The organism is Clostridium sp. L2-50 (assembly GCF_000154245.1).
In the GTDB taxonomy this organism is placed as follows: domain Bacteria; phylum Bacillota; class Clostridia; order Lachnospirales; family Lachnospiraceae; genus Coprococcus.
The window spans coordinates 385,282-410,241 of the sequence record NZ_DS480312.1; the positions used below are offsets into that span (position 1 = coordinate 385,282).

Annotated in this window: 24 protein-coding genes; 3 read left to right on the forward strand and 21 right to left on the reverse strand. The window is 47.0% G+C overall.

Going from position 1 to position 24,960, the window contains the following annotated elements; genetic code table 11:
* Positions 1–15: 15 nt before the first annotated feature.
* From CLOL250_RS01905 to dinB, 12 genes are all read right to left on the reverse strand, one after another.
* The gene (locus CLOL250_RS01905; protein ID WP_118482088.1) at positions 16–438 is read right to left on the reverse strand and encodes a DUF6262 family protein; all 423 of its coding nucleotides are present in this window, start codon (positions 436–438) and stop codon (positions 16–18) included.
* Positions 428–1,930, reverse strand: coding sequence for a site-specific integrase (locus CLOL250_RS01910; RefSeq protein WP_008400330.1), 1,503 nt, complete (start codon positions 1,928–1,930; stop codon positions 428–430). The genes CLOL250_RS01905 and CLOL250_RS01910 overlap by 11 nt, the downstream gene beginning before the upstream one ends.
* Positions 1,911–3,887, reverse strand: a complete 1,977-nt coding sequence (locus CLOL250_RS01915) for a tyrosine-type recombinase/integrase (RefSeq protein ID WP_008400331.1) — start codon at positions 3,885–3,887, stop codon at positions 1,911–1,913. The genes CLOL250_RS01910 and CLOL250_RS01915 overlap by 20 nt, the downstream gene beginning before the upstream one ends.
* A gap of 17 nt (positions 3,888–3,904) precedes the next feature.
* Positions 3,905–5,023, reverse strand: a complete 1,119-nt coding sequence (locus tag CLOL250_RS01920) for a tyrosine-type recombinase/integrase (protein ID WP_008400332.1) — start codon at positions 5,021–5,023, stop codon at positions 3,905–3,907.
* A 240-nt stretch (positions 5,024–5,263) separates the two neighbouring features.
* Positions 5,264–5,659 (reverse strand): hypothetical protein, encoded by a 396-nt coding sequence (locus tag CLOL250_RS01925; RefSeq protein ID WP_008400335.1) that lies wholly within the window; start codon positions 5,657–5,659, stop codon positions 5,264–5,266.
* Between the two features lie 21 nt (positions 5,660–5,680).
* Entirely contained in the window at positions 5,681–6,028 is a 348-nt protein-coding gene (locus CLOL250_RS01930) for a recombinase family protein (RefSeq protein ID WP_044944624.1), read from the reverse strand.
* Between the two features lie 31 nt (positions 6,029–6,059).
* A complete protein-coding gene (locus tag CLOL250_RS01935; protein ID WP_038292372.1) occupies positions 6,060–6,413 on the reverse strand; it encodes a type II toxin-antitoxin system PemK/MazF family toxin in 354 nt (117 codons plus the stop codon).
* Between the two features lie 52 nt (positions 6,414–6,465).
* On the reverse strand, positions 6,466–6,720 hold the full coding sequence (locus CLOL250_RS01940) for a hypothetical protein (protein ID WP_002593745.1): 255 nt from the start codon (positions 6,718–6,720) through the stop codon (positions 6,466–6,468).
* 635 nt (positions 6,721–7,355) lie between these two features.
* Positions 7,356–7,799: an RNA polymerase sigma factor gene (locus CLOL250_RS01945; protein WP_002593746.1), complete on the reverse strand. Its 444-nt coding sequence runs from the start codon at positions 7,797–7,799 to the stop codon at positions 7,356–7,358.
* Positions 7,800–8,118: 319 nt separating this feature from the next.
* On the reverse strand, positions 8,119–8,322 hold the full coding sequence (locus CLOL250_RS01950; protein ID WP_002593747.1) for a LexA family protein: 204 nt from the start codon (positions 8,320–8,322) through the stop codon (positions 8,119–8,121).
* A gap of 15 nt (positions 8,323–8,337) precedes the next feature.
* Positions 8,338–8,880: a hypothetical protein gene (locus CLOL250_RS01955; protein WP_002593748.1), complete on the reverse strand. Its 543-nt coding sequence runs from the start codon at positions 8,878–8,880 to the stop codon at positions 8,338–8,340.
* A gap of 14 nt (positions 8,881–8,894) precedes the next feature.
* Positions 8,895–10,133 carry a DNA polymerase IV gene (gene dinB / locus CLOL250_RS01960; RefSeq protein WP_044944626.1) on the reverse strand — a complete coding sequence of 413 codons (1,239 nt, stop codon included), beginning with the start codon at positions 10,131–10,133 and terminating at the stop codon, positions 8,895–8,897.
* A gap of 198 nt (positions 10,134–10,331) precedes the next feature.
* Here dinB and CLOL250_RS01965 point away from each other — a divergent pair, with 198 nt between their 5' ends.
* From CLOL250_RS01965 to CLOL250_RS13620, 3 genes are all read left to right on the forward strand, one after another.
* On the forward strand, positions 10,332–10,769 hold the full coding sequence (locus CLOL250_RS01965) for a helix-turn-helix domain-containing protein (RefSeq protein WP_002593750.1): 438 nt from the start codon (positions 10,332–10,334) through the stop codon (positions 10,767–10,769).
* A 38-nt stretch (positions 10,770–10,807) separates the two neighbouring features.
* Complete coding sequence (locus CLOL250_RS01970; protein WP_002593751.1) at positions 10,808–11,329, forward strand: ImmA/IrrE family metallo-endopeptidase; 522 nt, start codon at positions 10,808–10,810, stop codon at positions 11,327–11,329.
* 477 nt (positions 11,330–11,806) lie between these two features.
* Complete coding sequence (locus CLOL250_RS13620; RefSeq protein ID WP_008400345.1) at positions 11,807–12,088, forward strand: hypothetical protein; 282 nt, start codon at positions 11,807–11,809, stop codon at positions 12,086–12,088.
* A gap of 80 nt (positions 12,089–12,168) precedes the next feature.
* Here the strand turns inward: CLOL250_RS13620 and CLOL250_RS01980 are convergent, their stop codons facing one another.
* From CLOL250_RS01980 to CLOL250_RS02025, 9 genes are all read right to left on the reverse strand, one after another.
* Positions 12,169–13,047 carry a DUF4261 domain-containing protein gene (locus CLOL250_RS01980; protein WP_002593753.1) on the reverse strand — a complete coding sequence of 293 codons (879 nt, stop codon included), beginning with the start codon at positions 13,045–13,047 and terminating at the stop codon, positions 12,169–12,171.
* Between the two features lie 183 nt (positions 13,048–13,230).
* Positions 13,231–14,115, reverse strand: a complete 885-nt coding sequence (locus tag CLOL250_RS01985) for a hypothetical protein (RefSeq protein WP_008400348.1) — start codon at positions 14,113–14,115, stop codon at positions 13,231–13,233.
* Between the two features lie 17 nt (positions 14,116–14,132).
* Positions 14,133–14,912, reverse strand: coding sequence for a hypothetical protein (locus tag CLOL250_RS01990; protein ID WP_002593756.1), 780 nt, complete (start codon positions 14,910–14,912; stop codon positions 14,133–14,135).
* Between the two features lie 24 nt (positions 14,913–14,936).
* Positions 14,937–15,878: a DUF3885 domain-containing protein gene (locus CLOL250_RS02000; protein ID WP_002593757.1), complete on the reverse strand. Its 942-nt coding sequence runs from the start codon at positions 15,876–15,878 to the stop codon at positions 14,937–14,939.
* Positions 15,879–15,892: 14 nt separating this feature from the next.
* Positions 15,893–16,252, reverse strand: a complete 360-nt coding sequence (locus tag CLOL250_RS02005) for a hypothetical protein (RefSeq protein ID WP_002593758.1) — start codon at positions 16,250–16,252, stop codon at positions 15,893–15,895.
* A gap of 24 nt (positions 16,253–16,276) precedes the next feature.
* The gene (locus CLOL250_RS02010) at positions 16,277–16,780 is read right to left on the reverse strand and encodes a hypothetical protein (RefSeq protein ID WP_038292374.1); all 504 of its coding nucleotides are present in this window, start codon (positions 16,778–16,780) and stop codon (positions 16,277–16,279) included.
* Positions 16,708–17,370 carry a DUF4304 domain-containing protein gene (locus CLOL250_RS02015; protein WP_002593760.1) on the reverse strand — a complete coding sequence of 221 codons (663 nt, stop codon included), beginning with the start codon at positions 17,368–17,370 and terminating at the stop codon, positions 16,708–16,710. The genes CLOL250_RS02010 and CLOL250_RS02015 overlap by 73 nt, the downstream gene beginning before the upstream one ends.
* A 9-nt stretch (positions 17,371–17,379) precedes the next feature.
* Positions 17,380–18,243 (reverse strand): CbrC family protein, encoded by an 864-nt coding sequence (locus CLOL250_RS02020; RefSeq protein WP_002593761.1) that lies wholly within the window; start codon positions 18,241–18,243, stop codon positions 17,380–17,382.
* Positions 18,244–18,258: 15 nt separating this feature from the next.
* Entirely contained in the window at positions 18,259–24,954 is a 6,696-nt protein-coding gene (locus CLOL250_RS02025) for an immunity protein Imm33 domain-containing protein (RefSeq protein WP_008400352.1), read from the reverse strand.
* Positions 24,955–24,960 lie beyond the last annotated feature (6 nt).

The following is a 24,960-nucleotide window of genomic DNA, read 5'->3' on the forward strand; positions in this document are numbered from 1 at the left end:
CCTTAATCACAACCTTTATAGTTTTTTTAACAATGCAATTTCCTTTCGATCCAACCGTTTCTTCAATGTGTCCACCTCTTTTTGAAGTATACTGCACTTTTGGAGAAGCTGCTCATTTTCAGCCTTTAACCTTTGATTCTCTGACTGGCAGCTGTTAAAATCCTTCTTCAATTCCTGAAAATTATAATCTGCAGCATTTCTTTCTTCAGATGGCTGCTGTACATCTATCCGCCGTGGCTGTTTAATAGCTTCCTCCAGTTTCTGACGGACTTGCACATTCTTATAAAAAAATCCTCTTGATAAACCTGTCCAACGAACCAATTCTGTTACAGAAATCGGCAGCCCTCTGGCACCCATATCATCGATTGCCCGAATCGCCTTTTTTATTTTCTGCTCACTCTCAGCTTTGTTAACGGCTATCATCTTATCATATTTCATATCCATCCCACTCCTTTACCACATCCATTAAAATCATATCGATTTTCTCTCTGACTGCCCTCGTTTCATCCGCCATTATCTTGTTCCCAATCTTTCGGTAATGATGTACACTTTGTAATGTTTTATGCCCCAAAAGCCTTGCGATCATCCAGTCGTCGATATGCATCTCTGTCAGCTTTTTCCCATAACAATGTCGGAATGTATGTGTTCCAAAATTCAGCAACTCTCCATTCTCATCCCGAATATCATTTTTCCTAATCATCTGCATGACTCGATGTTGAAGCATGCTATACTGAAATGGTCTCAATGGATCCTCTTTTTTTACAAAAATATATTTTGTCTTTCCATAATGTTCCTCGGTATAATCAATTGACTTTATAATAAGCTGTGCTATTTCATCACTAATTGCTTTTTCAAATGTAATTGATTTTACCTGCTCGATTCGTATAAAATATCGATTTTCTCTTATACTCAAACAGTCTGTTTTTAGTGTAAGCGTATCCGAAATTCGTGTTCCCAGCAGCTGATGAAGGATTAACGCCCTCGCTATTTGTTCATCCATCTGAAAAATGTTTTCATTCAGCTTCTTTATGGTCTCGTCCGAGTAAAACTTAAATAGATATCTTGGCGTGCTAGGAAAATCTGTACTTATAAATAGGTTTTTAATATCCTGCCTATCATAATGATTTCCCACATCTTCAATTACCCTTCGTAGACCATATAAATCAGAGCGATAATTTTTCCTCTCCTTTGCCTCTGTCTGAAGATAGATCAAATAGCTTTCCATAATATCCCGTGTCAAATCTAGTAATGATATAATCTTAGGATACCTTAATGCCAGATATCTACAAAATCTTTTAGTCGCTACCATCTCAGCCATAATACTTCCTATTGCCATATATTTCAAATGCATAAAAATTACTGTTTTAACTTCTTTTCGGATTGTTATTTGACTAATTCCTTTAAAATTTATAGTCTTTACATTCTTTATCGGGTTGCTGCGGAGAGGAAATTCAAACTTGTCCAATTCCCACACATCTCTCTCCTGTTCTAAGCACCCCCCATCTTTCTGAGAATACCTCAGAATCTTCTTCATATGCTTTATTATGCCAGGTGTTTCTGTTGCTACAATTTCATAAACGCTTCGATACTTCTTACTTGTAAGGGCATATCCCTTTTCCATCATCCAACTCTTTAGCTGCAAAATAATCTTATTCTCGTCTTCATATCTCAGGATTTTAATATTCTTTTCTATAAGAAAATTCCGGATATTATTAAAATATAATATTTCAGATGCCAAACTACTTGGAGCAAGTTTCTTTCCCCTTTCCCAGACAAAATCTTCTAGGAGCTTTCTTACTTCTTCTGACGGAAGTCCCTCCAAGTCGAAGTAACGGTCTTTCCGAACCCTCATTCTCTTTTTTTGTTCTTCAGTCGCATTCTTATAGCAGTCTAATTCATAGATATGTATCTTATTTTCCAGTTTTTTCACCCCGTTTCTTTGGAATAATTCCAGTTGCAAGAAGATTTTCTGCCTGATTGAAATATTCCTTATTCGCCTGTTCGATCCGTTTAGGCATGTAGTCTATATACTGCTTTGTCATATTTTCATTGTTATGCCCTAAATAATCCCGAATCGTCTGAATGGACACTCCTTCATCATAGAAACTACTTGCCAATGTATGCCTGTAATCATGCGTCTTGAATGTTTCGCCCGAAATATGTATTCCATACTTCTTACAATTTGCTTTGAAGCCCTTAACAAAGGTACCAGTCCTATATGCCCCGCCATCCTTTGATTTAAACAGGAAATCGGTAGGTTTAATATGATGCTTTTTTATATAAATTTTCATAATTTGATAAAGCACCAATGAAATTGGTATCATTTTCTCCGTTTTCATTTTAATTTGATAAACCTTAATCCATGCATCTTCCCCATCCCAATAATACGCACCTCCTTTTAATGTACATACCTCACTGATCCGTAGTCCTGTTGCCCATAAATTTAGGAAAATAAGTCTTTGTACTTCCGGAAAAAACTTTAGCTTTTGTAATATTTCCATATACTCATCTTCCTGAACACTTCGATCATGGTGATATGGAAAAACTTTCTGGATGTAATAATTCGGATCAAAAATTATTCTCTTGATATGTCCTTTAGCATTTAAGTACACAAAAAATCTGTGAATATCAAATATCTGTCTGTTTACTGTTTCTGCTTTAATTTCCTCTTCCTGCAGAAGTTTGAAATACTCTGCTATCTGTTCTTCCGTAATTTCACATATGGATTCCAATGTGTTAAAGTAAACTAGAAATTTTTTAATATAACACAATTGATTTCGTATATTTCCAAGTGCTAAATCACCGATACCTACTTGATATTTCATATACTCTTGCAGCAATTCTCTGTTTCTCTCATTCGTCACTTCGTAAAAACTGAGTCGCTGCACAGGATTGCTTGGATTTACACGCTCTGGTGCAAAATTAAATCTTTCCATATACCAGACATTTGCATGCCAGTGAATTTCTTTTCCACTCATAAATAGTATTTTGCGGCTGTTATCCACAATCTGCATACTATTCTTCACATTTGCAACTTTCCTGGCTACAATTGTTTCCAATTTCTTTATTTGCTCCAGTTCAAGCCGCTCGATATCATCAATTCCTTCCTCTACGCAAAACTCATACATCCACCTTAAAGGAAGTAGATAGCGCACTCTGCGATCCTTGCTGTCTTTTATATTTCTCAAGGCATAGCATAAAATCTGAAAAATTTGTTTTTTTAAAGTTTCTGGCACCTTTTGACTAAAATCCCATACCAGTTCGCTTTTATCTTGGATATAATCAAAATCTGATGCTATGTCCTGATCCGGTATATAGGGAAGAAAAATCACTTGCCCTTCATACTTGAGCCGCTCTTTATTTCTTCCAGAAAGGGTTTCCATTTCTTTTCGGATATCAAACTGTTTGATCCGATCCAATGTCTTCAAATATTCAAGACCTTTAGAGGAAGTTTTTGTCCTGCGCAACTCACTTTCATACAGTTCTCTGATTCTATAATCAATTTCCTTTACATGATGAATTCCCTGCCGTATCAAGAAATTCCTGACATTTCCTTTCAAGCGTTCTTGCACTGTATTGCACTGCTCAATTTCATCCAACAACTCTTTATACTCTTCTTGGATGAGAGTCTTCTTCAAGTTTCGCAGGAACCCAGTTCGCTCAAATACCTGTTTCTTTGTAAAATTCCCTGTTTCACGCAAAAAGATTTTATAATTACGGAAATCCTGTTCTTCTATAAGGAAAACATCATATATCCCTACACCTTTTAGGTAGGACTCTGCACACTCCCAGTATGTACTCGGTACATTTATATCTGTTATCAACTGGTTGTGAAGATAATCCGCTTTATCCTGTGATTCCGTATTCAATAATCTTAATGCAATCACATACTTCTCCTCCTTCCCTAAAGTAATTTGTCAATTTCATAAATGGACTGATGTTTTCTATAAAATTCATCACTGACATCCATCAACTCCTGATCCGATATATTTAAATATCTCATTGTTGTTTCTATATTTCGATGCCCAAGCGCTTGACTGATAAGTTCCAGCTTCCATCCAGCCTTCCGGCGAGCATTTGCAAAATAATGCCGCAGCATATGTGGTGTTACTTTAATCCCAGTCTTCTTCTGCAGCCGTTCCATCAATGCATAGACGCCTGAGTCCTGCATCGGTTTTCCTGCATAATCTCCCGAAATGTTAATAATCAAGTATTCCTGCTGGAAAATAAGGTCTTTATATTCCTCTATATAAAACTGCAGAATTTCAAAGGTGGCATCGCTGATTTTTGCCTTTCTGTATTCTGCATTCTTAGCCCTGGCTCCATTTTCATTATCTTCTCTAAAATTGACATACAGTAAGTGTCTTTCATAATCAATGTCTGTCGCATACCGGACTCCCAAAAGTTCCCCGATGCGAAATCCCGTTTCTGCTAATAATAAAAGCAGGATTTGATCGCGACAATTGGCACATGCCTTTAATAAAATCACGATCTTATCCTGCTCTATGGTCTTCCCTATATGTCCTTTTTCCTGTAGATATCCATGAAATGTATTCCGATATAATGTTCTTTTTACTCCCACTGAATTATGTACAATAATTCTCATATCAGAGAGGACTTTCAATTGCTTTGTAGATTCATCCTGCTGTCCAGAAAATCTATAAAATCGGAACACCTCTTTTAAATACGCATTACAGGTCTCATTATATGGTTTCTTTTTGTAACTATCTCCACTATGCAATCCTGCCTGTAACCATATCAAATAGTCTGTAAAGTGTTCCTGCTGCTTATTATATGGCATCTCCCATACATCATCTAACTGAATGCCAGTCTCATCTATATAATTCAGATAGTATGAAATGGCTCCTGCACTTCTTCTGATAGTGTTAGGTGACAATTTTGATCTTTTTTTATGCATTAGATACTTGGAGGGCAGTAATACTATATCCTGGCTCTCCTGTTCACGAATGAAATAATATTTTTCGTGATTATCTATCTGGGAATCCACAATATACCTTGCCATATTACTTTACTCCTTTCCTCTAACGCTATACACAGTATACCGTGTTACTCTTCTCATAGCTATCACACAATGTAACAATCTTTCCTTTTCAAACGAAGCATTATCAATAAACAACGTCAATCGATTTGATAACTCCCTGCTATTCCAAATGCAATACCTGCAGTTAACAAAAATCCAATAATTCCAACTGCCGCAACAATCAATATCCCAATCATGATCGTTCTACCTCCTCAACAATCTCTATAACATCTGACATTCTGCCATCGTAACCTCTTCATCTTCCATAGCAAAATATTCATCTGCCACATTGCGTTCCACCGCCAAAATCTCTCCAGCCTCCTTCTCTCCCAGCTGGATCGGCGCCAAATACTCAATAATTCTCCCACATAATTTCTGGTCCGGACAAACATCCAGCATCCCCATACAGGTATTCACAATCAGGCGATCCAACACATCGGTAATCACTATTTTTTTAGCATCATATCCTCTCGCACCGATAAAATTTGCCAAGTTCTCCGGGGTCAGTGCCAACATATATTCTTTTCTGGCTCCCCCACCATATGGATACTCATAGGCATATCCCATCGTTTCTGTGTCCATGATCCGTTCTACCATATTCTTTTCTTCTGCTCTCATAAAATCTTCTCTCCTATTTTTTCAACTGCCAAACTCAATTTTCCCTTCCAATGGCGAATATGCATCGACATCATAGCTTTCCTGAAGGATCTGAAATCTTGCGAGCTGCATGGATGATCTGGACAGCCTGCCACGGTTTACAATCAAAAGAACATCTACCTGTTCTCTCTGAACCGCTTCTATAAAATGACGAAATCCATTTCGATTCCAAAGCGGAGTTGTCCCCACATCACTGGAACTTCCAACCAGTTCAAATCCCATCTGCTCTCCATAATCAATCAGCTGTTTAAACTGACTTTTTAATGCACCATTTCTATCTTCCGGTGCATCAATCGCACAATAGATCCACGCACGTTTTCCCTGACCCATTCCTGCCTCCTGCTCCTTTTCCAAACACCCTTTATGTTCTTCTCTGTACTGTTACACCAAAACTCACGAGAATTGCCTCATCTACTTTACGCATCATGGCTCCACTCAGACTTCCTACATACCCTCTTAATCTTATCCGGTCAATCGTCCTTACCTGCTCCAATAAAATAACAGAATCATTATGGAGTCCTCTTACATGATTTCCCAATTCGATATGTGTAGGTATCCAGTGCTTATTAGGCCGACTTGTAATTGCTGCCACAATGACGGTTGGACTGTAACAATTACCAACATCATTCTGAATAATCAAAACCGGCCGGATTCCCCCCTGTTCAGAGCCTATTACCGGCATCAGGTCTGCATAATATATATCTCCTTTTTTTATCGTAACACTTCCCCTCCTTCCATCTACTTTGGACTACGAATGTTCCTACTCTTTATGAAAAGTCTCTATCTCTATGTAATTCTGCCGTCATATGGCAAATGCCCTTTTTCCAGCTTACGCTGATGACCTCGCCTGCCAAAAGTTCATCAGCTCGGATTCCCTTTCCCAGCTCCTTCTTGGCTGCTTCTTTCTGCCCTTCCAAAAGTATGGATTTTACCTGGTCAGAATTCAGAAATAAATATCCTTTCGATGTCATAAAATGAAAATTGCTGTCAGAATATAATTCCATAAATTCTTTGACACGCATATACATCTTCCTCCTTATCATTTTGTGATTTAGAACACAAGGATAGCGGCAGCCTTATCCAGCTGATCTATCTTTCCTTTTCCGCTGGATAAATATAAAGCTGCCGCCATAGTTTCTGTTAAAAATCACTTGTTCTTCATTTTCAAAAGTTCCTATTCGACACAACTTCCCGGAACCAGATATCGGAAATACTGATATTCCTGTTACAACCGATATCTTTGGGCGGCAACACTGACCAGCCATGGCTTAAGGCTGTCATGGGATTGTTCCCCTCCGAGGGTCTCTCCGAGCCGCCCTCATTGCGTGTTCCCGTTTTGCGGGGCTGTGACTGGACGGAAGTATCATTATAGGCTGTTCAGGTCATTGCAGGCAGTCTGCCAAAACTGCTTTAAGGACAAATTTTTTTCGCTCTGCACCTTTGATGTCATCTTATTGACAGACACTCTGACTATCTGCAGGTGGTCGTGGCGGATTTTCCTTTGTGCTTTTCCTTTTGGGCTGAACAACTAAGGTATCTGTATTGCCGGATATGACTGTTTCACACAGTTTTTGCCAAAGAACAGAAAGAGAAATCAGTCCCCTTCACTTCTTTCCACGCTGGCAGAGAAGTTTGAGAACCAAAAACAGAAAAATAATTAAAATAATTTTCTCAGTTTCTCTAAAATCTTCTGTCTCCGTTTGTTTATCGCCTTCTGTGACAATCCAAGTACCGAAGCTACCTCCCGTTCCGTCCGTTCCTCAAAATAGAGTTCCTGAATCAACCACTGTTCTTCTTTCGAGAGTTCTAAAAGGAATTTATGTAACTGTTCACACTCTATTTTTTTCAGAATCTGATCCTCAACACTTCTGTTTTCTTCTGGAAATTGCACAGCCATTTCCTGCAGGCGTTCATAGGAATCCTCTCTGCTAGGAATGGTCATTTTCTCTCCTGTTTTAGGATCTACGATATTTCTTGCTCTTTTTAAGTCATATTCCTGATACTGCATTTTTCTTTCACTTGTTCTCAATACAGCGATTACTTCCTCGCTGGCTTCCGGATACATTTTTCTAAAATCCGGTATCTTATACGGTTTTGCCATGTTCCTGTCCTCCTTAGTTTTCGTTGGGTGGTGAAAACGAAGGACAAGTGGCGGACTACGACATAGGTTTCTGGCAATCCTCAAGCAAAAGCTTTTCTCCATACGCTGCTCCTTAGAAAAAAAGAAGCCAACGGGAAGATCCCGCTGGCTCTTAACAAATTTGAAATTGGATGCAGCGCACAAAACACTATAAAAAAAGACCCCATACATTTCTGTATGAGATCTTCTCGCTCAGCACACTGACCATCCAGTGTACTGACTATAACATGAGAGAAGTCGGACTTTCAGTAGGACTATTGTCGGACTTTAGTCGGACTATTTAATTAATATGAAGCGTTCTCGGTTTGCTTCCGTCACTTTCAATCAGATGTTCTTCCTTCAATTGCCGAAGATAACCATGCACAGTTGATGGGGAACGATACCCTAAACCTTTTCCGATATCCCGCACAGTAGGCGGATATCCATACCTTTTTATGTATTGCTCAACAAAATACAAAACTTCCATTTTCTTTTTGTTGCTCATAAAACCACCTCTCCTCTATTCATAAAGTAACGGTTCTTCCAAAGCCTGTTTGATTTGAGGAAGAGCACTCCCCCAAAGGGATAGACCGAATATTTTAATTGCTTCCTTTTTTCTATCATAATATGTGCTTCTTTCCATCCGAAGCGTTTCCAGTAATTCAGGTTCTGTATATCGGAACCGGCTTAAATAACACTTAAACACAATGTCAAAATAAAGCTGTGGTGAATATGGAAAATCACGCATTTTAACCATGGCCGAGTCTACCAGTTCCACAAGCCACTTGGTCTGGAACAGGCTTTTTACTGTTTCTTCAAACTTTTCCCTCTCTACAGTAGGAGCAAAATCATTCAGATATAGAAGCCCCTCCTCCAGTTCTCTGCCATAACAATATTCTGCTTCTTCACGAAGCATTGCAGCACGGTCACAGGCCGTCCAGCATACATTTCGATAAATAGATAATAACAATTTTGACCTTTCATATAAATTTTGTTCATCCAGATGCTGCATCACACACAGCATCTGAATACTGTTTTTTGCCAATGAGTTTTTCCGTCCCATAAGCCCCTCCTATCTTACCGGTTCATAACTCCCGGCATAATCAAACCATGATCTCGGTATTCCGGCATCTTCAGATCCTTCATCAAGGCCGCTGGATAGATAGCCCTTTTTCCAAATCGCCGCCGAATTTCCTCAATCGCCAGAAATAATTTTTCTTCTTTCTCAAGCCGGATTGGATCCGAAAACAAACAGATTTGCTCCGGTTCTTTTGCTGATACCAAGTTGATTGCACGAACAGTTACCGAACGCACAGGTTCCTTCCAATCATAATTTCTCTGAAATAGTTCCCTCGCCAGTTTAGCAATTTCCAAAGGCACTATCGTCGGAAGGGAAAGTTGACCTTGATACTGCCTTATAAATAGTTCCTGACTGCGAATCGCTATCTGAACCCCCTGTGCTTTCAATCCATGAATCCTTAATCGATGTCCTATGTCCTGGCATAATTCCAGAATAACCTTCCAGACCTCCTCTTCTGTTTTAAGATCTGCTGTACAAGTAATTCCATGCCCCACACTTTTCATCGGAGACACAAAGTCCTTCTCCATTACCGGACTATCATCCAGACCATTTGCATATGACCACAGCATCAGCCCATTTTTACCAAGAAGCTGGTTCACATAATCATGATCCATTTCTGCCAGATCTCCTATCGTATAAATTCCAACTTGCTCCAGCTTCTTTGTAGTTGAGCGGCCACAGAATAATAATTCCGATACCCGAAGCGGCCAAACCTTTTGTTTCCATTCTGATTCTTCAATGCTAGTTATGGCATCCGGCTTCTTCATATCACTTCCCAGTTTTGCAAATATTTTATTGAATGAAATTCCTATACTAACAGTCAATCCCAGTTCATTCTTCATCCTGCAGCGAATCTGGTCTGCAATTTCTTTTCCAGAACCATAAAGAACCTGACTTGCTGTCACATCTAGAAAGCACTCGTCCATTCCGTAAGGCTCTACCAGGTCTGTATATTCCTGATAAATCTCTCTTGCCATATTGGAATATTTTAAATACTGTTCATACTGGGGTGGAACCAAAATCAAATCCGGACAAAGTCGTTTTGCCTCCCAGTTAACCATCCCTGTTTTTATTCCTGCTTGTTTCGCTTTCTCTGATTTTGCAAGAACAATTCCATGACGGTTTTCTGTGGACCCGCACACTGCTACTGCTTTTCCCTGTAGCTCTGGGTTCAGCATCATTTCTACAGAAGCATAAAAACAGTTCATATCGCTATGAAGGATTGTCCGATTCATATTCTGTACCCTCTTCCAATTTTTTCTAGCAAGTATTAGCACACTTATTCTTGACAGTTTGCACACTTACCATTATAATTTGCATATAGTCACTGATACTTGCTAACTCTTGCTAATTCAAATATTAGCAACTACATGCACACTTGTCAATAGCACAGTTAGCAAGTTTACGCACACTAAAACGAATGGAGGTCTGACATGAAATCTTTTGGTGCTAAAGTTAAAGAACAACGCGGAAATCTTGGATTAAGTCAGAAACAATTAGCAGAAAAAGCCGGAATGGGTATCCGGACAATTACTTCTTATGAATTAGGCGAAAGAAAACCATACCAGGCACAGCTTTATAAACTGGCAAAGGCACTGGAGGTATCAACCGAGTATCTGCAGAACGATAACATAGAGGATCCATCTTACGGCTTAGACCGCATGGAATATGTAGAAGATATGAGAAAAAATAGCGGAACCAGGGAGGCGTTGGATCTACAGAAAATGCTGGCTGAGAACACAGCTCTTTTTGCAGGAGGCACTCTAAGCGAAGAAGCAAAAGATGCTTATTTTCAGGCAGTTGCCGAAGCATACTATGACTGTAAAAAAGCAGCCAGAAAAACCTTTGGCAAAAAGAAAAATCCACAATAATCTTCTCCCGTAATATAGTCCGAAAGGAGGGAGCTGTTTTGACTATTCAATCCATATCTGAAGAAGTCAGACGGATCCAGAAAAAATATGGTGAATCGGATCCATTCCGTCTGGCACAGGCAATGAAAATTATCGTGGTATTAAAACCGATGGGAAGATATAAAGGGTGCTGCAAAGGATTTTATGTTCAGCACCGCAGAATCAAACATATCACAATCAACAGCGATTTACCGGAAGTGATTCAACGGGTCATACTAGCTCATGAAATTGCTCACTCCGTGCTTCATACAAACATAACAGCTGCGTTTCATGAATTTACACTATTTGACGATACAGATCGGCAGGAATATGAAGCAAATCTCTTTGCTGCCGAACTGCTGTTATCCGATGACTGCGTATTAAATGCATTAAACGAAGACCAGTTTTTCTTTCAGGCAGCCAAAGCTCTTTATGTACCAGCAGAATTACTGGACTTTAAATTTCGTGTCATGAAACGTAAAGGTTATAAACTGGAGTCTCCCATCGTATCACATGGGAATTTTCTGAAAACAATTGAATAGGAGGACTACTGATGAACGAAGATACTATCCGCGATATATACTATGTAGAACATAAATGGAACCCCCATTTTTTCTATCTTTCCCCAAAATCATTTTGCCAGGATCTTGAAAAAAATGGCTCCGATCTATACCTTGACTTGTTCCATGCCATGTATCAGGAAGAGTCTGATTATATTTGTCCATATACGGAAAACGATTTTTCCCTTAGAAAAGAACTTTGCAACAATGGGACAACTATCATCTATCAGCTTATTACTCCATCTCCTGTCCTCTCCCCTCTTACCCGGTGTGCCTATTTCTGCTGTCAATTAGATAAGCAGCAATATTTTTACTATACCTCTGAGCTAACACATACCGGTGATTATCTGCTATGCGGATGGACAAAGGATGAAGCACATCTCATTTTCCATTCAGATGCATCTACACTTGAGGAAGAACTGGAAGAAGTTAAAAAACTTTTTAAGGAGGTAGAACTATATGAGCGGTGTTCAGACAGACTGCAAGGTTTATGTAAACGTAAGAGCAGCCTTCCTTCCAGACGGAAAAATGCTTCCAGAAGAACTTACCTGGGAAGACGGAACGCCTTATACAATTGACCGCATTTTGAATGTGAAACCCTCTGTCGCAAGGAAAGCTGGAGGTCAGGGCGACTGTTATACAATTTTGGTAAACGGAAAGCAAAGCCATCTCTTTTTTGAACGCAGTACAAATTTAACGGGAGCTTATATAGGCCGGTGGTTTGTAGAACGAAAATCTTAACCAAAACCCTTATATAAAAAAGATAGCTGTCATTTTACGATATAATGTCAACTATCTTTTTTATATGGCATCATTTTATATTAACGCATTCCAGATGCACACTCTCCCATATTAATGTCCAGCACCCCTCTGAGCGGCTGGATCAGAGCGTCCTCATACTGGCACTTCCACTGAATCTCCCGGCACATCTGGCCATCCGCCACGCCGTCTATGGTTTCCCCATCCTGAATGGGGTTATCATGCTCCAATATGTACGATGCCACATTGTAGGCGTGGTTTACCACCCAGTTGGGGTCCATGTCGTGGAAGTGGTACTGGAGGTCGGGCAGGAACAGGGTGCTCATGCCCACCGTGTCGATGAGCATATCTTCGGTGCCCTCAATGTTAAAGAAGCGGACATTGACGCCAAAGCGGATGAACCGATCCGAACCTTCAATCTGGTGAGAACGCACATCCTCCGCCAGAAACAGTTTGCCGCAGTTCTGGAAATAGAATGCCTCACAGGTGGGGTATAGCTCCGCCAGAGCCTCCAAAAAGTCGGCATCCAGATTGGCACGCTCCAGCGCCGGAAGCGCCGCAGACAGCATATCGGTGGCTACCACCTGATATTTGCACTCCCGGAAGATCCGCTCCCGGTCCTCCTGGCAGTCCCACATCTGGCTCATCAGGAAGGCATCAAAGCCTTTGCCCTTGAACTTGTCGCATTTCATCACCATCAGCTGCACCGGGCATTTTCCGTCCTTGAACTCTGCAATATGCTCCTGTGCGGCAAAGCCAGCCATTTTCTTATCATAACAGAAGCACTCTGTTGATCCGATGTGCTTCTCCATTACAGCAGTCATTTTTTCTTTATCCGGCATTTCTACCGGCTCTTTGAACAGCATCTGAATGAGATAGGGGCCACCGGGCTGGGGGCCTTTTTTGTCGTTCAGATTTTGCCGGAAAACTTGATTGCTCATTTAGTTTCCTCCTTATAGCAGTAGATTATGTGGCAATGGACAATCACTACTTTGTGTGTGGAGTTACTCCAAAGGCTAAAAAAAGAACCACACAAAACAGAATCAGTCCGATGAAGTTGCGTTCTATCAGCAGTTTTATAGCCATGAGAAGCAGCAGACTACAAACCAGAATAATAATACCGTTCATTTTCTTTCTTCCTCTCTGTTAGCGAACAGCTTCCACCGGAACTCCAGTTCTTTCTGGACAAATTCTTTCGGCAGACCCCGGGGATTGGCGATGAGATACCATACCCGAAAGGTGCGTTTCTTCGGATCTGTTTCCTGCTGGTAGAGCTGATAGCCCGCCTCATCCTCCTGCGTCCACTGTCCTGTCTGCCGCTTGGCCTGCACAAAGGGTTCCACCACCTGGTCCAGTTCCTCTCTGGTGCGGCTTGAGGCCCAGGCATGATCCACATCCTTGGCATGGGACTGGTAGAACAGCAACTTTCCGGTATGGGTCTTCGCCTTGCACTCCGGCGTTCCGCGCAATTCTGCCTGACGGCGGTACTCCTCCATCTGCTCCGCCGTTCCGTACCGTTTCACCATCTGCTCCCGCACATAGATGAACCATCTGTAGTCCTCCGCCTCGGTGAAGGGGGCGCAGACCGACTGTAATGCCTCCACGGGGTCTGCCTCGAAGCGGTCGATGAAGTCAAGGTAGTGGGCTTTGATCAGGGGCAGAAAGGTGTCCAGCAGCCCGGTGTTCAGCCGCAGGTCCTCTGTCAGCATCCGAAAGAATGAACCGCCTGTTGTGGGTTCAATTCTGAAAGAGTAGAGGTAGTCATCTCCCTGCTTTATGATACAGCTGAAACCCACCTCCACATTTCCATGGCCGATTTCGTAGTCTATGTAGTTGTAGCGGCTCCGGTCAAACCAGATCTGATAGGTCAGCCCGTTTTTCGTTTTCTTTTTGAAGTCGCCTTTTTTCAGACGCTTCCAGCCCTTTTCCTCCAGGCCCAGGCCGTTCCATAGGTAGTCCAGAAGTTCCTGGAATATATCTGCCGGGCGTTTTTGTTCCACGGACTTCACCTCCTGATGAATCCTCTTTAATAATCAAGCAGGATGGGCACCTGCTGTTCCTCGGCAAACCGCATGGCCCGCCAGAACATGGAGAAGGCAAACTTGGCAAGGGATTGGGTGTCATACTGGGTGTGTTCCGGGATGTCCGCCTTGCTGTACTGTCCATCCGGGCCCAGGGTCCCGTCTACCGGGTATCCCTCCGTGTCTGCCCAACCAAGGATGGTATCCTCATCTGCCTGCCATGCCAGCTGGTTCAGCTTTTCCAGTTCCTTCCGCAGTCCGCCCAGGGTGGCGATCATCGCCTGATCATCGGTGGGCAGAGGCGCCTGAAAGAAGAAGGCATCCGCCAGAGGCAGCCACCAAGTTGCGCCCCGAAGCAGGGACCACACCCGCTCCTCGTCCGATGCAAGACGGGCGACCAGAGGATGCTCCCCGAAGATCCAGTCCTTCTCCACGGTGGAAGGCACCGGTTCCTCGTATGTACGACAGGCGGCCACCAGCAGCATAGCGCCGAAGGCATCCCAATCCGGCTTGTCGGTGTAATAAGGTTTCTCATTATCTTCAAGCCAGGGAGCGTAGGGGGGCTGGCCCGGCTGAGAAATGGCGCTCAAGATCTGATCCCGCCAGTTCTCCACCGCCGCCTGAACCTCAGCCGGGGACATTTCTTCCTCGTTATCAGCAGGTTCCCCATCCGGGGTGATGCAGTTGAAGGAGTATCCGTTTTCCTCCGCCCACTGCTGGACAACGGTTTTCCAGTTGTGAGAATAGTACCGGGTCAATGTTCCGGCGTAGATGTCAAGTCCCATAGTATTGCCTCCGTTTCTGTTCGGTCAAAACCGTTCCAGGGTACAGTCGTGCCCGGAATGGTCTGTATCCAAAATGATTTCCACAATGGTGTCCATAGTCACTTTTCCGAGATTACGGACGCTTTTTTCATAGGCCAACCACTGGATGTGGATGGGCTGTCCATACTCATGCCGTCCAAAACCGCCCCGGAGAATATCGTTGAAAGCGTTCAGGTTCCGACCGTTCTTCCGGTCCAAACCAAAGGTAAACACCCGCTCCACCTCGTCATAAAAACCAGCCATGTTAGAAAAGCGGCGACCGTCGATGGTGAACTTCTGCCGCTGTGGTTGCTCCGCTGTAAACACCCGGTCAATCTGCTCCAGATTATACTCCAAGATCCAGCCATGAAACTGATGGTAAAGCGGCAAAAGCAGTTCTCTGGAACTGCCCAGCACATCCAGCCCCCGGTCATCGTACAGGTGGTAGAGGAACGGTCCAGGCCCTGTCAGATAGACGCTGGACACAAAGCCGGCCCAGCCTCCGATATCTCCCAGAATGATCTCCTGCAAAAGTTGCTCCGGCTGAAAGGTAATCCCGCTGAGATCCCAGTAAAACTGCACTTGTGCATGGGTATCCCCATCTTCGTCCAGCTCTATGACCGGAAGTTGCTCATTGGGAACCGGGAGTCCCATTCGCTGCCGGATAACGGTCAGCAGGGACTCGGCAGGTTCTTCATCGGGATATCCGTCGATCCGCAGAAGGTCCGGCACCTCCGGAAGTGCCCGATAGATCGCGGCGGCCCGGTCCAGCGCCCCCTGAACATAGGCGGGGTTGGTTCTCAGCTTCGCCGCACTCCTGTCCAGATAGATTGGTTCCTCCCCGCCGATCTCAAACCGAATGCCTACCGGCGCATGGTAGAACAGAGGGTGTTCCAGTTCAGCCATGCCCAGCTTATGTAAAATATCTTCAAACCGCTTTGCCAGCATAGTATCCCTCCGCCTTATAACATTTCATACAGCAGGGCAACGTCGCCCCGCACCAGTTCCAGATGGGAGCGCAGCGTTTCAAGCCCGCTTTGCACCGCCTCGGTGGGCAGGTCCCAGTCAGGGGCAATTTCAGCGGCCAGCTCCGGGAGGTCCCACTCCCGCAGAGCTGCCAGCATATTATACGCCAGATCTCGCTCCAGCAGAGCGCAGTCCAGGGTGTCCTCCGTCTGGGGAGCAGGAAAACGGACATCCAGATCCAGCTCGCTCTCACACCAGTCCCAGATGGCCATATAGACCACGCCGGAGCAGTCTCCGTTGGACAGTTCCTGCCGCTGGCCGTCTTTGAGAAGATAAAAGGATGCAATCTGTGACATGGTGATTCCTCCTGCAAGTTAATCTTACGCGTCTCCTCTTTGCTCCAGCAAAGCAAAAACTTCATTCATATCCATTTCGAACATGACACTGTTTGCCTGCACCGGTGCAAAGTAGTAGGCAACTTTTTCTGCGCCAAATTCCTGCTCTATCTGCTCCCATTCTGAAGTGGGATAAATACAGAAAGCGAGGGTATCGCTACCGAGCGAGCCCATATACCAGCGGAGCTGATACTGCGGCGACAGATACTCCTGAATACTTCTCAGTGTAGTGTCACGGTCGGTACAATCATCTGCGTAGGGGATCGGTGCGCTGACACCATTCTTTTTCATAAAAATATCAACACCGCGTTCTTTTTCTGTTTCCACACATTCAAACTGAATTTTATCTTCATCAGGCAGTTTTTTATTGAAGTATTCGATGATAGATTCATCAAAATCTCTCCAGTCCACCCAGATCAGAGCATCGCTTTCCCAAAATTCGTCCTGATGTTCCTCAGGTTCCGATAAAAACTTTCTGATTTCTTCCATACCGCTTTCCTCCGTTTTGTTTTCTTACTGTAATTTATTATATCTTTTTCAGATACTCCCGGGAAGCATTCGATGAACTCCCGATTCCGCTTAGGGACATCGAACCCCCTCCGATAGGGGAAGAACCCCTCTCGTTCCACATCGTCCAGCAGCTTCGGCAAGTCGGAAAACCGGGCGAAGAACGGCAGGGCATAGTCCCGGATCTGCCCGGAAATCTCCTGGATGGAGCGTTCCCGCTCCAGCAGAGTAGATACCTCATAGCGGGGGAAGTCATCATACCGGTGGGTCAGCCGGGCGATGGAGGTACCAACGATACCATCATAGGTTTCCTCCGTCCCTTCCTGCTCACTGCGCCACTGGGCAATCACCGGGGAACTCACATCGAAGAAGGCAGTAAAAGTGGTGGAGCCAAAGCAGATAGAGGGGGAAAAGTAAAAGGAGAACACAAAGATGCCGTCTTTTTTGTAGATGTCATTTTTGCTCTTACGGTATTTGTAGCCCAGCGGGATCAAAGGCTCCGCGATCCGCTCACAGGTATAGACGAAGATCTCGCGGGGCTTGGTTCCCTTGGGAAAATCCTTCTTCTCCATGTTGCCACCTCAATCAAAATCCATCCAGACCAGGTGCTTTCCGCAGTGGAGGCACTGGAACAGATAGCATTGCAGGTGCCCGCCATTGACGGATTCCCGGATCATATCTTTCTGCTCCTCGTCCCACATGGGATCGTCCAGCACCTCCTCCAGCACACCCAGTGCCCGCAGTTCTCTGGCACCCACATAGCCCAAAAAGGCACAGTAGTCGCCGCAGTGAGCACGCCAATATTCCTGCTGCCAGCCGGAGTAGCCGGGGGTGCGGTGGATCAATTCGTCCAGCTTCTCCGGATCGTCTACACCATCATCCAGAGAGAAATCATCTTGAAAACTACCGTCATATTTCCGGACCGCTTCGCCGCTGGCGATGCACTCTGGGCACAGATATGCAATATCCTCCACTGAAAAGAACGGATTTGTATAGAAAACATGGGTCGTCTTGCCACAGCAGTCGCAGACAACGCCATCCGCGGACTCCTCAAAAGCGCCGGTTTCCAAAGGGTAGGGGTGATACCGGAAGGCGGGCAGACCCAGCTGGGCCCGCCGCTCCTTCTCATTCTGCTTTTCCTCTGGTGTTTGGGGCTTGGGGATGGCGTAGTGATTGCCCCAATTTTCCGCATAGTCCTTCAAGACTCCCAACCGCTTGAGGGTCTTCTTGTCGGAACGATTTCCAATTTGGCAGAGCAGTTCGTAGGCATCCTTCTTGAAGTCCAGCAGATCATACACATCCACCAGCACTTCCTTGGCCTGCTTGTCTTCCGACAGCTCCAGTTTCTCCTTGAAGGTATAGAGAGCACGGACACTGTCTGGATCTCCTTCTGTCTCCCGAAACTGCTTTTGGAGTTCAATATATTGCTTCAGGTATTCGTTCATGGTCACAATCTCCCATCAATCCCACCAGAAGTACCAGACGGTGGACTGCCGCAGCACATCCGCCAGATTGCCCACAGTGGGGTCATCCTGCTCCTGATCCACGATGTCCGGGCAGAAGCCGTACTGCTCTGTGGCAACTTCCATAGCCTGCTCCTGGGAAACAGGGGCCGGGAGCAGGAACTCCAACTCATCGTGGCTCATAGCGGCGGGGATGGCACCATGCTGCTCAAACCAGTATTTTGCCACCGCCATCAGTTCCGGCGTATCGGGACACTCGTTCCAGTTCCCAAAGGGCAGGTAGGCGAAGATCTCCCAGGGGTTCTTGACCGGAATTTTGGCCAGAATGAGCGGATAGGTCATGTGGCTATCCGAATCCCAATAGCAGGAGAAGCGGTCATTGTCATAGCCGCCCTCCATCTCGCCCAGGACTTCCTCCTCCCAGTCCATGTCATCGTCCTCGGCTTCTTCCTTACGCTGGCCGGTCAATTCCTCCAAAACCGCCTTTCCGTCCTTGACGGGAGCGGCCAGCATCTTCTTCCGGTACTCCATTACCGTTTTGAGGTCAAATTCATAGAAGTCCGCATCATGCTCCGGATCGGCGTTCATTACCAGACACTCCAACAGCGTTTCATCATCCGCCTGGATAAGCACGGGAACAAAGCCCTCCCGTACCCCCAGCCGCTGGGCGTAGCTGTATGCCGACCTGATGGGGTCATCATCCTTCATGGAGGGGAAATAGGTACACTCGCAGTCCAGATACTCCATGATGGCCTGGGCCACCTCGGAAGGCTCCAGCGTGTCCCCGTCGAAGTCCTGTCCCTGCCAGTTTTCAAAACGTTCCCCGATCACCTCTGCCATAACCTGATAGTAGTCCTCGTCAAAGGGGATGAACAGGTAGGCTTCGTCCTGGAACTCAGCGGAGTGATACCGCTCCGGGCCGAAGAAGCGGAGGGCGTTGTCGTCAACATCGGCAGGATAGTAGGGGCTGTCGCCCTCTCCGTAGTAATAGCCTGCAAAGGCACGGCCTTGCTGATTGAATAGCACAGAGAACAGACAGCCGTCCAGCTCATCCCGGATAAACTCCCGCAGATCCACACTGGCAGGGTCAGCTTTGACCTGTTTGGCCACTTCGCTGTATTCTTTCAGGAAGTCCTCACCCATCAGGTCGTGCTCCATGCACCAGCGCAGGTAGATGGCCATGTGGTTATAAGCATTGATGGGGTCAATAGGCAGTTCCTTCTCCTCAATGCTCTCAAGGTGATAGGAATCGTCGTCCATCTCACCGTCAAAATCATCATTGGAAAGGGTGCCACGGGTGATAGCATTCTGGCGAGTGGGGTTTACGACAAAACTGATCCCCCTCATCTTGTTCAGCAGAGCGTCTACATCATGTTCCAGTTTATAGTCCAACTCGTCCTCATAAAGCGGAATGACCTGATAGAAGTTGACCTCCTCGCCGCCCGGCAGAGTGCAGACCTCGCTGCCATCCTCCGTATCCTGGAGACCGATCAGGGTAGCAGTACACAGTTTGGTGTTGTCTGCAAATGGTTCCCGGTTCTCCACCGTATGACCATGCCCCAACCAGCTGTCACAGTTGATGGGCAGACGGGCCAAGGATTTCAGCAGGCGGATGGGCCAGTACCACTTTTCGTCTTTCATGGACTCCTGATCCAACTTCCAGTCCGCAGGCAGCGCGATAGCCAGCTCCGCCCGCTCCAGCTTGTATTCCGCCAGTTCCACCGGCACATTCATCCGGTGGGCACCCATACCCATGGTGACCAGGGTGTAATAGTCCCGCTCCTCAGTGGGCGGCACCATGCAGATGTCCACATGGATGTCGGGAGAAACCAGCTCGTGGAACACATTCTCGACCTTGCCGAAATACTGCTCAATGTGCCCCTCGACGGCCTCCATCTCCTCCTCGGTGTAGACTTCGGGATTACTGAATTCTTCCTCATCCTGCGTGTCATCATTGTCTGAGTGGTCGCAGCTGTCATCCTCCGGATCTCCCTTTATAGGCTCGTAACTGATTTTCAGGGTCATCTGCTCCTCCGGCAGAGAGACGCCGGGGCTGCGGGTGATGGTGTGCTTATCGTCCGCGGAAAAGCCGATAGTCTCGCCGTCTTGTAGCGTCACATCACACGCCAGCACATAGGAGGCAAGGCTTGCCAAAAAGTCCCGCAGTTCCTCCGGCTCGGCGTCGGTGTTCAGCACCTCCATCTCCTCCTTGCCAAATACATCCATGCCGTAGGTGTAGCCGTTCAAGCCATCCTCGCTCCGGTACAGGCCGAACCAGACCCAGTTGAAGATGGGCAGCTCGTCCTCTTTGAGCATATCGGCAAAGCCCTCGTAGAACCGGGGCTCAAACACCACGCCGCTGGTGTAGACGCCGGTGGCATAGCTCTGGCGGCAGCAAGCGGCCATCAGCTTGGTGAAGAGCTTGCCCTTCTCCAGAACCTTTTCCTCTTTGCCCAGCACCGCCACCATGATATGGGCACAGTGCTCCCTGGCGATTTTCACCGCATCCGGCCACATATAGTTGTTTTCCGCATTTACCTCGGCCTCACCACCGGGGATAGGGGAGGAGGCCAGGCTGACGGCGGCCAGCATATCGCCTACTTCAAACACCAGGGCGTCATCGTCCTTTTCCTCGCTGGCGTCGTATTCATCCACGGTGATGTCCCATTTTTCCTTCATGTCCCGGATGAACTGCTCTTTATCCCATTCTGCCTTGGACAGGAGGACAAAGCCGGTGAAGACGCCTGTGTGGCTGTTTTCCTCCCCGTCAGCGTCATCTTCCTCGTCGAGATCGTCTGTATCTTCTTCATCCGGATCATACAGGGATTCATGCTCCAGTCCCCGGATAAATTCCTCAAAGCTGTCTGCCAGATGGGAAATTTTATAGTTATTTTCCTGATCCACATGGACCACCGCAGGCTCTCCCTGGGGACCGCAAGCCCGGTAGTCCAGGAAAACCATATCGTGTCCGGCGCTGGGACAGTCGCAGATGGCCACGCCGATGGCGGGATACTCCCACTCATCGATCATAAACTGGCTGCCCAGCTCTCCGCAGAGGGAGCAGCTCTTTTCTCGCCCGATGCCGAAAATTCCGGTGATGGCCACATGGTCCTCTGCCCAACAGGTAGGCTCATCGCAGGGATAGCAGGTATTCACCGGAATGCCGCCGTTGTGCTGCTTCATCAGCCAGATGTAGGCGGCGGGCAGCTTGTAGCCCAGTTCCTCCTCCACGCTGGCAATCAGCTCATCGGAAGGCGGCTCACTGACATATTCTTTCAGTGCATACCAATTATCATCCCAGAAGTTGGTGAGGTCGAAGCCCTCAAAAGGGGTATTACCAGGCACGAATTTGGCCTTCTTCCGGCCGCGCTGGCGTTTCCGGATCTCCGCCTTACACTCCCGAATCACCGCCGGAGCGTCCTCGTCTTCCGGGTCCAGTTCTGCCCAACGCTGGGCGTAGGGAATGGCCTTTGCCTCCTGGCCATAGAGATACTGATAGCCGTAGGCCATCCGCATATTCCACTCCGCCTTGTCCTGGCCTTCCTCCCGGACGGACTCCAACACCTCAATGGCCCTCAGGAGGGCTTTGTCTCCCTTGGATTTCAAAGTACCTTCGTCATGGTCCCCGATGATGGCGTAGTTCTCCAGTGCACGGGCCAGGGCGTAGGCGGTGCGGTAGTTCCTCCAGTTCTCCGGGATGGCATTCAGTGCCTGGATACAGCGGGTGTACTCGTCCTCGTCGTTCCACTGCTCCAGCTGAGCGAAGAATGCTTCGGCGTTCTGTTGGGTATAAGGAATATAGTCCATGCCCGTAAGCGTTTCATCCAACTCGTCATCCTGATTCTCAGTTTCTGGCCCATCATCTTGTTGCTTTAGGGGTACAGAACCGGCTTCACGGCGGAAGGTGTGGAAGATGGCCCATGGGATGTCCGTGCCTTCAAAGAACTCTTTCGCCATGTTCAGCGCCTCTTGGATGTCCCAGGCGATGAAGTCCACATAGCCGCAGTAGCGGCCGGTGGCCCCGCCGGTGAGAGTGAGCACTTCCGATCCTTCATCAGTGGTAAACACTTCTTCCAGCTTGTCTCGGAAGTCGAAGATCTTCTGACTGCCTTCCTCCTCCCGCAGGGTATCCAGGGGATAGCAGAAGAAGCCCGCCACCGTGCCATCGGCATGGAGATCGTCCATAAAATCATTGTCGGCATTCAGATAGCCGTTGATGAGCGGCACACAGCAAGTGGAGCCCACCATGGTATCCAACCGCCAATCGGCGTCGGGATCTTCATTGGGTTCCATTTTGTAGCCAAGGTAGCTCTCCAGATAGGCTTCCGGGTCGGTGGAGAGTTCCAGCCCCCGCTCCTTCAGAGCGTCGGGAAGCTGAGACAGGAGGAAGGACGGCTCTGTCTTGGGTTCCTCCAGCACATCAAAGCTATCTATGTATCTCATGTGGGGGATCTCGCCCAGCACCTGGTCGGTGAGGGTGGTGAGCATCCACCAGGCCCTACTTTCCTCCTCCCGGAGCATAGGCAGCAGCTTTTCACAGTAGGCGGAGATGGAAAAGCTGTTTTCGCCCTGCTTCTCCAGCCAGATCTGCACATCCTCCCCGGAGATATCCCAGCCATCGTCGGTGCGCAGTCCGATGTTTCGGATGGGCTGACGGCCCACAAGGATGTTCCAGTGCTCCAGCACCTCCTTGGGGGCATGCTTCTGGAAGTAGATCAGCTCAAACAGTTTGACCTTATCACCCTCCGGGGTGAGGATCAGCTCGTACTTCTCGCCGTTAAATCCCATTTCAAAGGAGATTTCATCAAAGACCAGATTCAGGGTTTCCTGCATTTGGGCCACGAGTTCGGCACCGCGGGTGTGATCTTTGTCCTCATCCATCATCTGGCGCAATTCTGCTTCCATTTCCGCAAAGGTTTCCCACCAGTCCTCTGTCCGCTCCCGGAAGCACTCCGAGAACTGCGGCAGGGAAATGCCCTTCTGGCACCAGTCAATCAGTTCCTCAATGTCCTGTTGGGTGTTGAGCTTAGGATCATCACCGGGATGCAGTTCCAGAGCTTTTTCAAAATACCGAAGAGCCCGGCCTTCCTGATCCAGATAATAATAGGCATATCCCATGCGGAAATTCCAGGAATAAGTGTCTCCAAATTTCTCCTCTTGGGACTGCATCAGTTCCAGTGCCCGGTGAAGCAGCTTTCTTCCCTCCGGCTCGCTGGGGTTCGCCAGATTGTTGTAGGCCCGGGCCAGTTCCATATCGATTTCCGGGGTACGCTCTTCGGCAGGAATAGCCTCCAGCGCGTTAATGATCTTCTGGTGTTCGTCGTTTTCATGCCACTTCTGGCACTGCTTCAAAATATCCATATCAGGCTCCTCCTCATCCTGTTCCGGTTTCCAGCCTTGAATCTGCTGAAACACACCACTCTCGTCCCGCTCAAAAGCGCAGGGGGCGGGCGTATGCAACAGCGAAATGATGTCGGGATCGTCGTTGCAGATCGTATTCAGCTTGTAAATCCCGGCATTGTTGGGATCATCCATGTACGCCTCGCTCTCGTCACCAGCGGTAAAGCGCCAGCCGCTGTCCCAGCCGCCGTCCGGCTCCTCCCTGTAGCAGTAGCCCACCTTGCGGCCCTCTACTGTGATGCGGTTGGTGGCGATACAGCCATCGGCGCCCTCCCAGTCGGGCAGCAGATGTTTCACATCTTCCGCCTTTACATGGTAGTTCCGATTACGGCCGGAGGCTTCGTACAGCTCTTTCCGCAGCATCTCCACCTGATAAGCCATATCTGTGATCTCATCCTCGCCCATCATCTCGCTGATGTCGTATTCCAGCGGGGCATGGACAAAGTCCGCCAGGGCCTTATTCATGGCGTCGTGCTCCTCCGGCGTAACCGTGATGCGGATACGGCGGGCGGGGGTGTTGTACTCGTCCAGATCCTGAAGGTTTACACTGCCACTGACGCTGCACTCCAGCAGGATGGCGGCCAGGTCGGTGACCACATCAATGGCGAAGTGGAAGTCCATCTCCACGCCATCGGAATGTGTAAACTCCAGGTACTCCACGGTTTGGCGAAAGTCCCAGTTCTGCTTGTCCAGACCGATCTTGGCGAAAATCTCGCTGAGGGGGATCTCCTCCTTTTTCTGATCCTCTAAAAATGCCACAAGGTTCAGACTGTCATCGGAACCTCCGATAAAGTTGCCCCAGTATTTTTTGATATACATTTTCCGCACCTCCTGTTCTGAATCCAGTCGATCAATGAGCTGATTCAAGTGTTCCAACCACTCAGGAGCGATCTCACCGCTATCCTCGTTCTTCCAAAGATCCACAATCTCACGGATGCCGTCCTCGTCCGGCACCTCGTTTTTGATGTCGGTGAGCTGCCGCAGCAGGAAGGCAATGGCTTCTTTGGATGCTGTGAAACCGGTGATTTTATCCCATATAGCTTCTTCATGATCGTAGTCCAGCTTGCTGTTATCCTTCCATTGGAAATACAGCTCAGCCAGAGCCATAGCGGTGTTATCATAGAGAAAGTCGATGTCGGAGAGATCTTCTCCCAACATACCTTCCTCTTTCATCAGTTCGATCATCTCACCCAGATCCATTACCGGATGCTCCGGTACATATTCATTTTTGAGGATGTTCAGTACATCCAGCCCTTCGTCACGCTCTAATGCTTTTATACCCCATGCTCCCATGTCGGC

Bases quoted from the DNA above. Each gene is read 5' to 3' on its own strand.
- CLOL250_RS01990 (WP_002593756.1), bottom strand. From the start codon at position 14,912: ATGGGACTTGACATCTACGCCGGAACATTGACCCGGTACTATTCTCAC.
- dinB (WP_044944626.1), bottom strand. From the start codon at position 10,133: ATGAATCGGACAATCCTTCATAGCGATATGAACTGTTTTTATGCTTCT.
- CLOL250_RS02000 (WP_002593757.1), bottom strand. From the start codon at position 15,878: ATGCTGGCAAAGCGGTTTGAAGATATTTTACATAAGCTGGGCATGGCT.
- CLOL250_RS01940 (WP_002593745.1), bottom strand. From the start codon at position 6,720: ATGCGTGTCAAAGAATTTATGGAATTATATTCTGACAGCAATTTTCAT.
- CLOL250_RS01950 (WP_002593747.1), bottom strand. From the start codon at position 8,322: ATGAGCAACAAAAAGAAAATGGAAGTTTTGTATTTTGTTGAGCAATAC.
- CLOL250_RS01920 (WP_008400332.1), bottom strand. From the start codon at position 5,023: ATGGCAAGGTATATTGTGGATTCCCAGATAGATAATCACGAAAAATAT.
- CLOL250_RS01945 (WP_002593746.1), bottom strand. From the start codon at position 7,799: ATGGCAAAACCGTATAAGATACCGGATTTTAGAAAAATGTATCCGGAA.
- CLOL250_RS02005 (WP_002593758.1), bottom strand. From the start codon at position 16,252: ATGTCACAGATTGCATCCTTTTATCTTCTCAAAGACGGCCAGCGGCAG.
- CLOL250_RS02020 (WP_002593761.1), bottom strand. From the start codon at position 18,243: ATGAACGAATACCTGAAGCAATATATTGAACTCCAAAAGCAGTTTCGG.
- CLOL250_RS13620 (WP_008400345.1), top strand. From the start codon at position 11,807: ATGAGCGGTGTTCAGACAGACTGCAAGGTTTATGTAAACGTAAGAGCA.
- CLOL250_RS01965 (WP_002593750.1), top strand. From the start codon at position 10,332: ATGAAATCTTTTGGTGCTAAAGTTAAAGAACAACGCGGAAATCTTGGA.
- CLOL250_RS02015 (WP_002593760.1), bottom strand. From the start codon at position 17,370: ATGGAGAAGAAGGATTTTCCCAAGGGAACCAAGCCCCGCGAGATCTTC.
- CLOL250_RS02010 (WP_038292374.1), bottom strand. From the start codon at position 16,780: ATGGAAGAAATCAGAAAGTTTTTATCGGAACCTGAGGAACATCAGGAC.
- CLOL250_RS01905 (WP_118482088.1), bottom strand. From the start codon at position 438: ATGAAATATGATAAGATGATAGCCGTTAACAAAGCTGAGAGTGAGCAG.
- CLOL250_RS01980 (WP_002593753.1), bottom strand. From the start codon at position 13,047: ATGAGCAATCAAGTTTTCCGGCAAAATCTGAACGACAAAAAAGGCCCC.
- CLOL250_RS01925 (WP_008400335.1), bottom strand. From the start codon at position 5,659: ATGAGAGCAGAAGAAAAGAATATGGTAGAACGGATCATGGACACAGAA.
- CLOL250_RS01930 (WP_044944624.1), bottom strand. From the start codon at position 6,028: ATGGGTCAGGGAAAACGTGCGTGGATCTATTGTGCGATTGATGCACCG.
- CLOL250_RS01955 (WP_002593748.1), bottom strand. From the start codon at position 8,880: ATGGGACGGAAAAACTCATTGGCAAAAAACAGTATTCAGATGCTGTGT.
- CLOL250_RS02025 (WP_008400352.1), bottom strand. From the start codon at position 24,954: ATGGGAGCATGGGGTATAAAAGCATTAGAGCGTGACGAAGGGCTGGAT.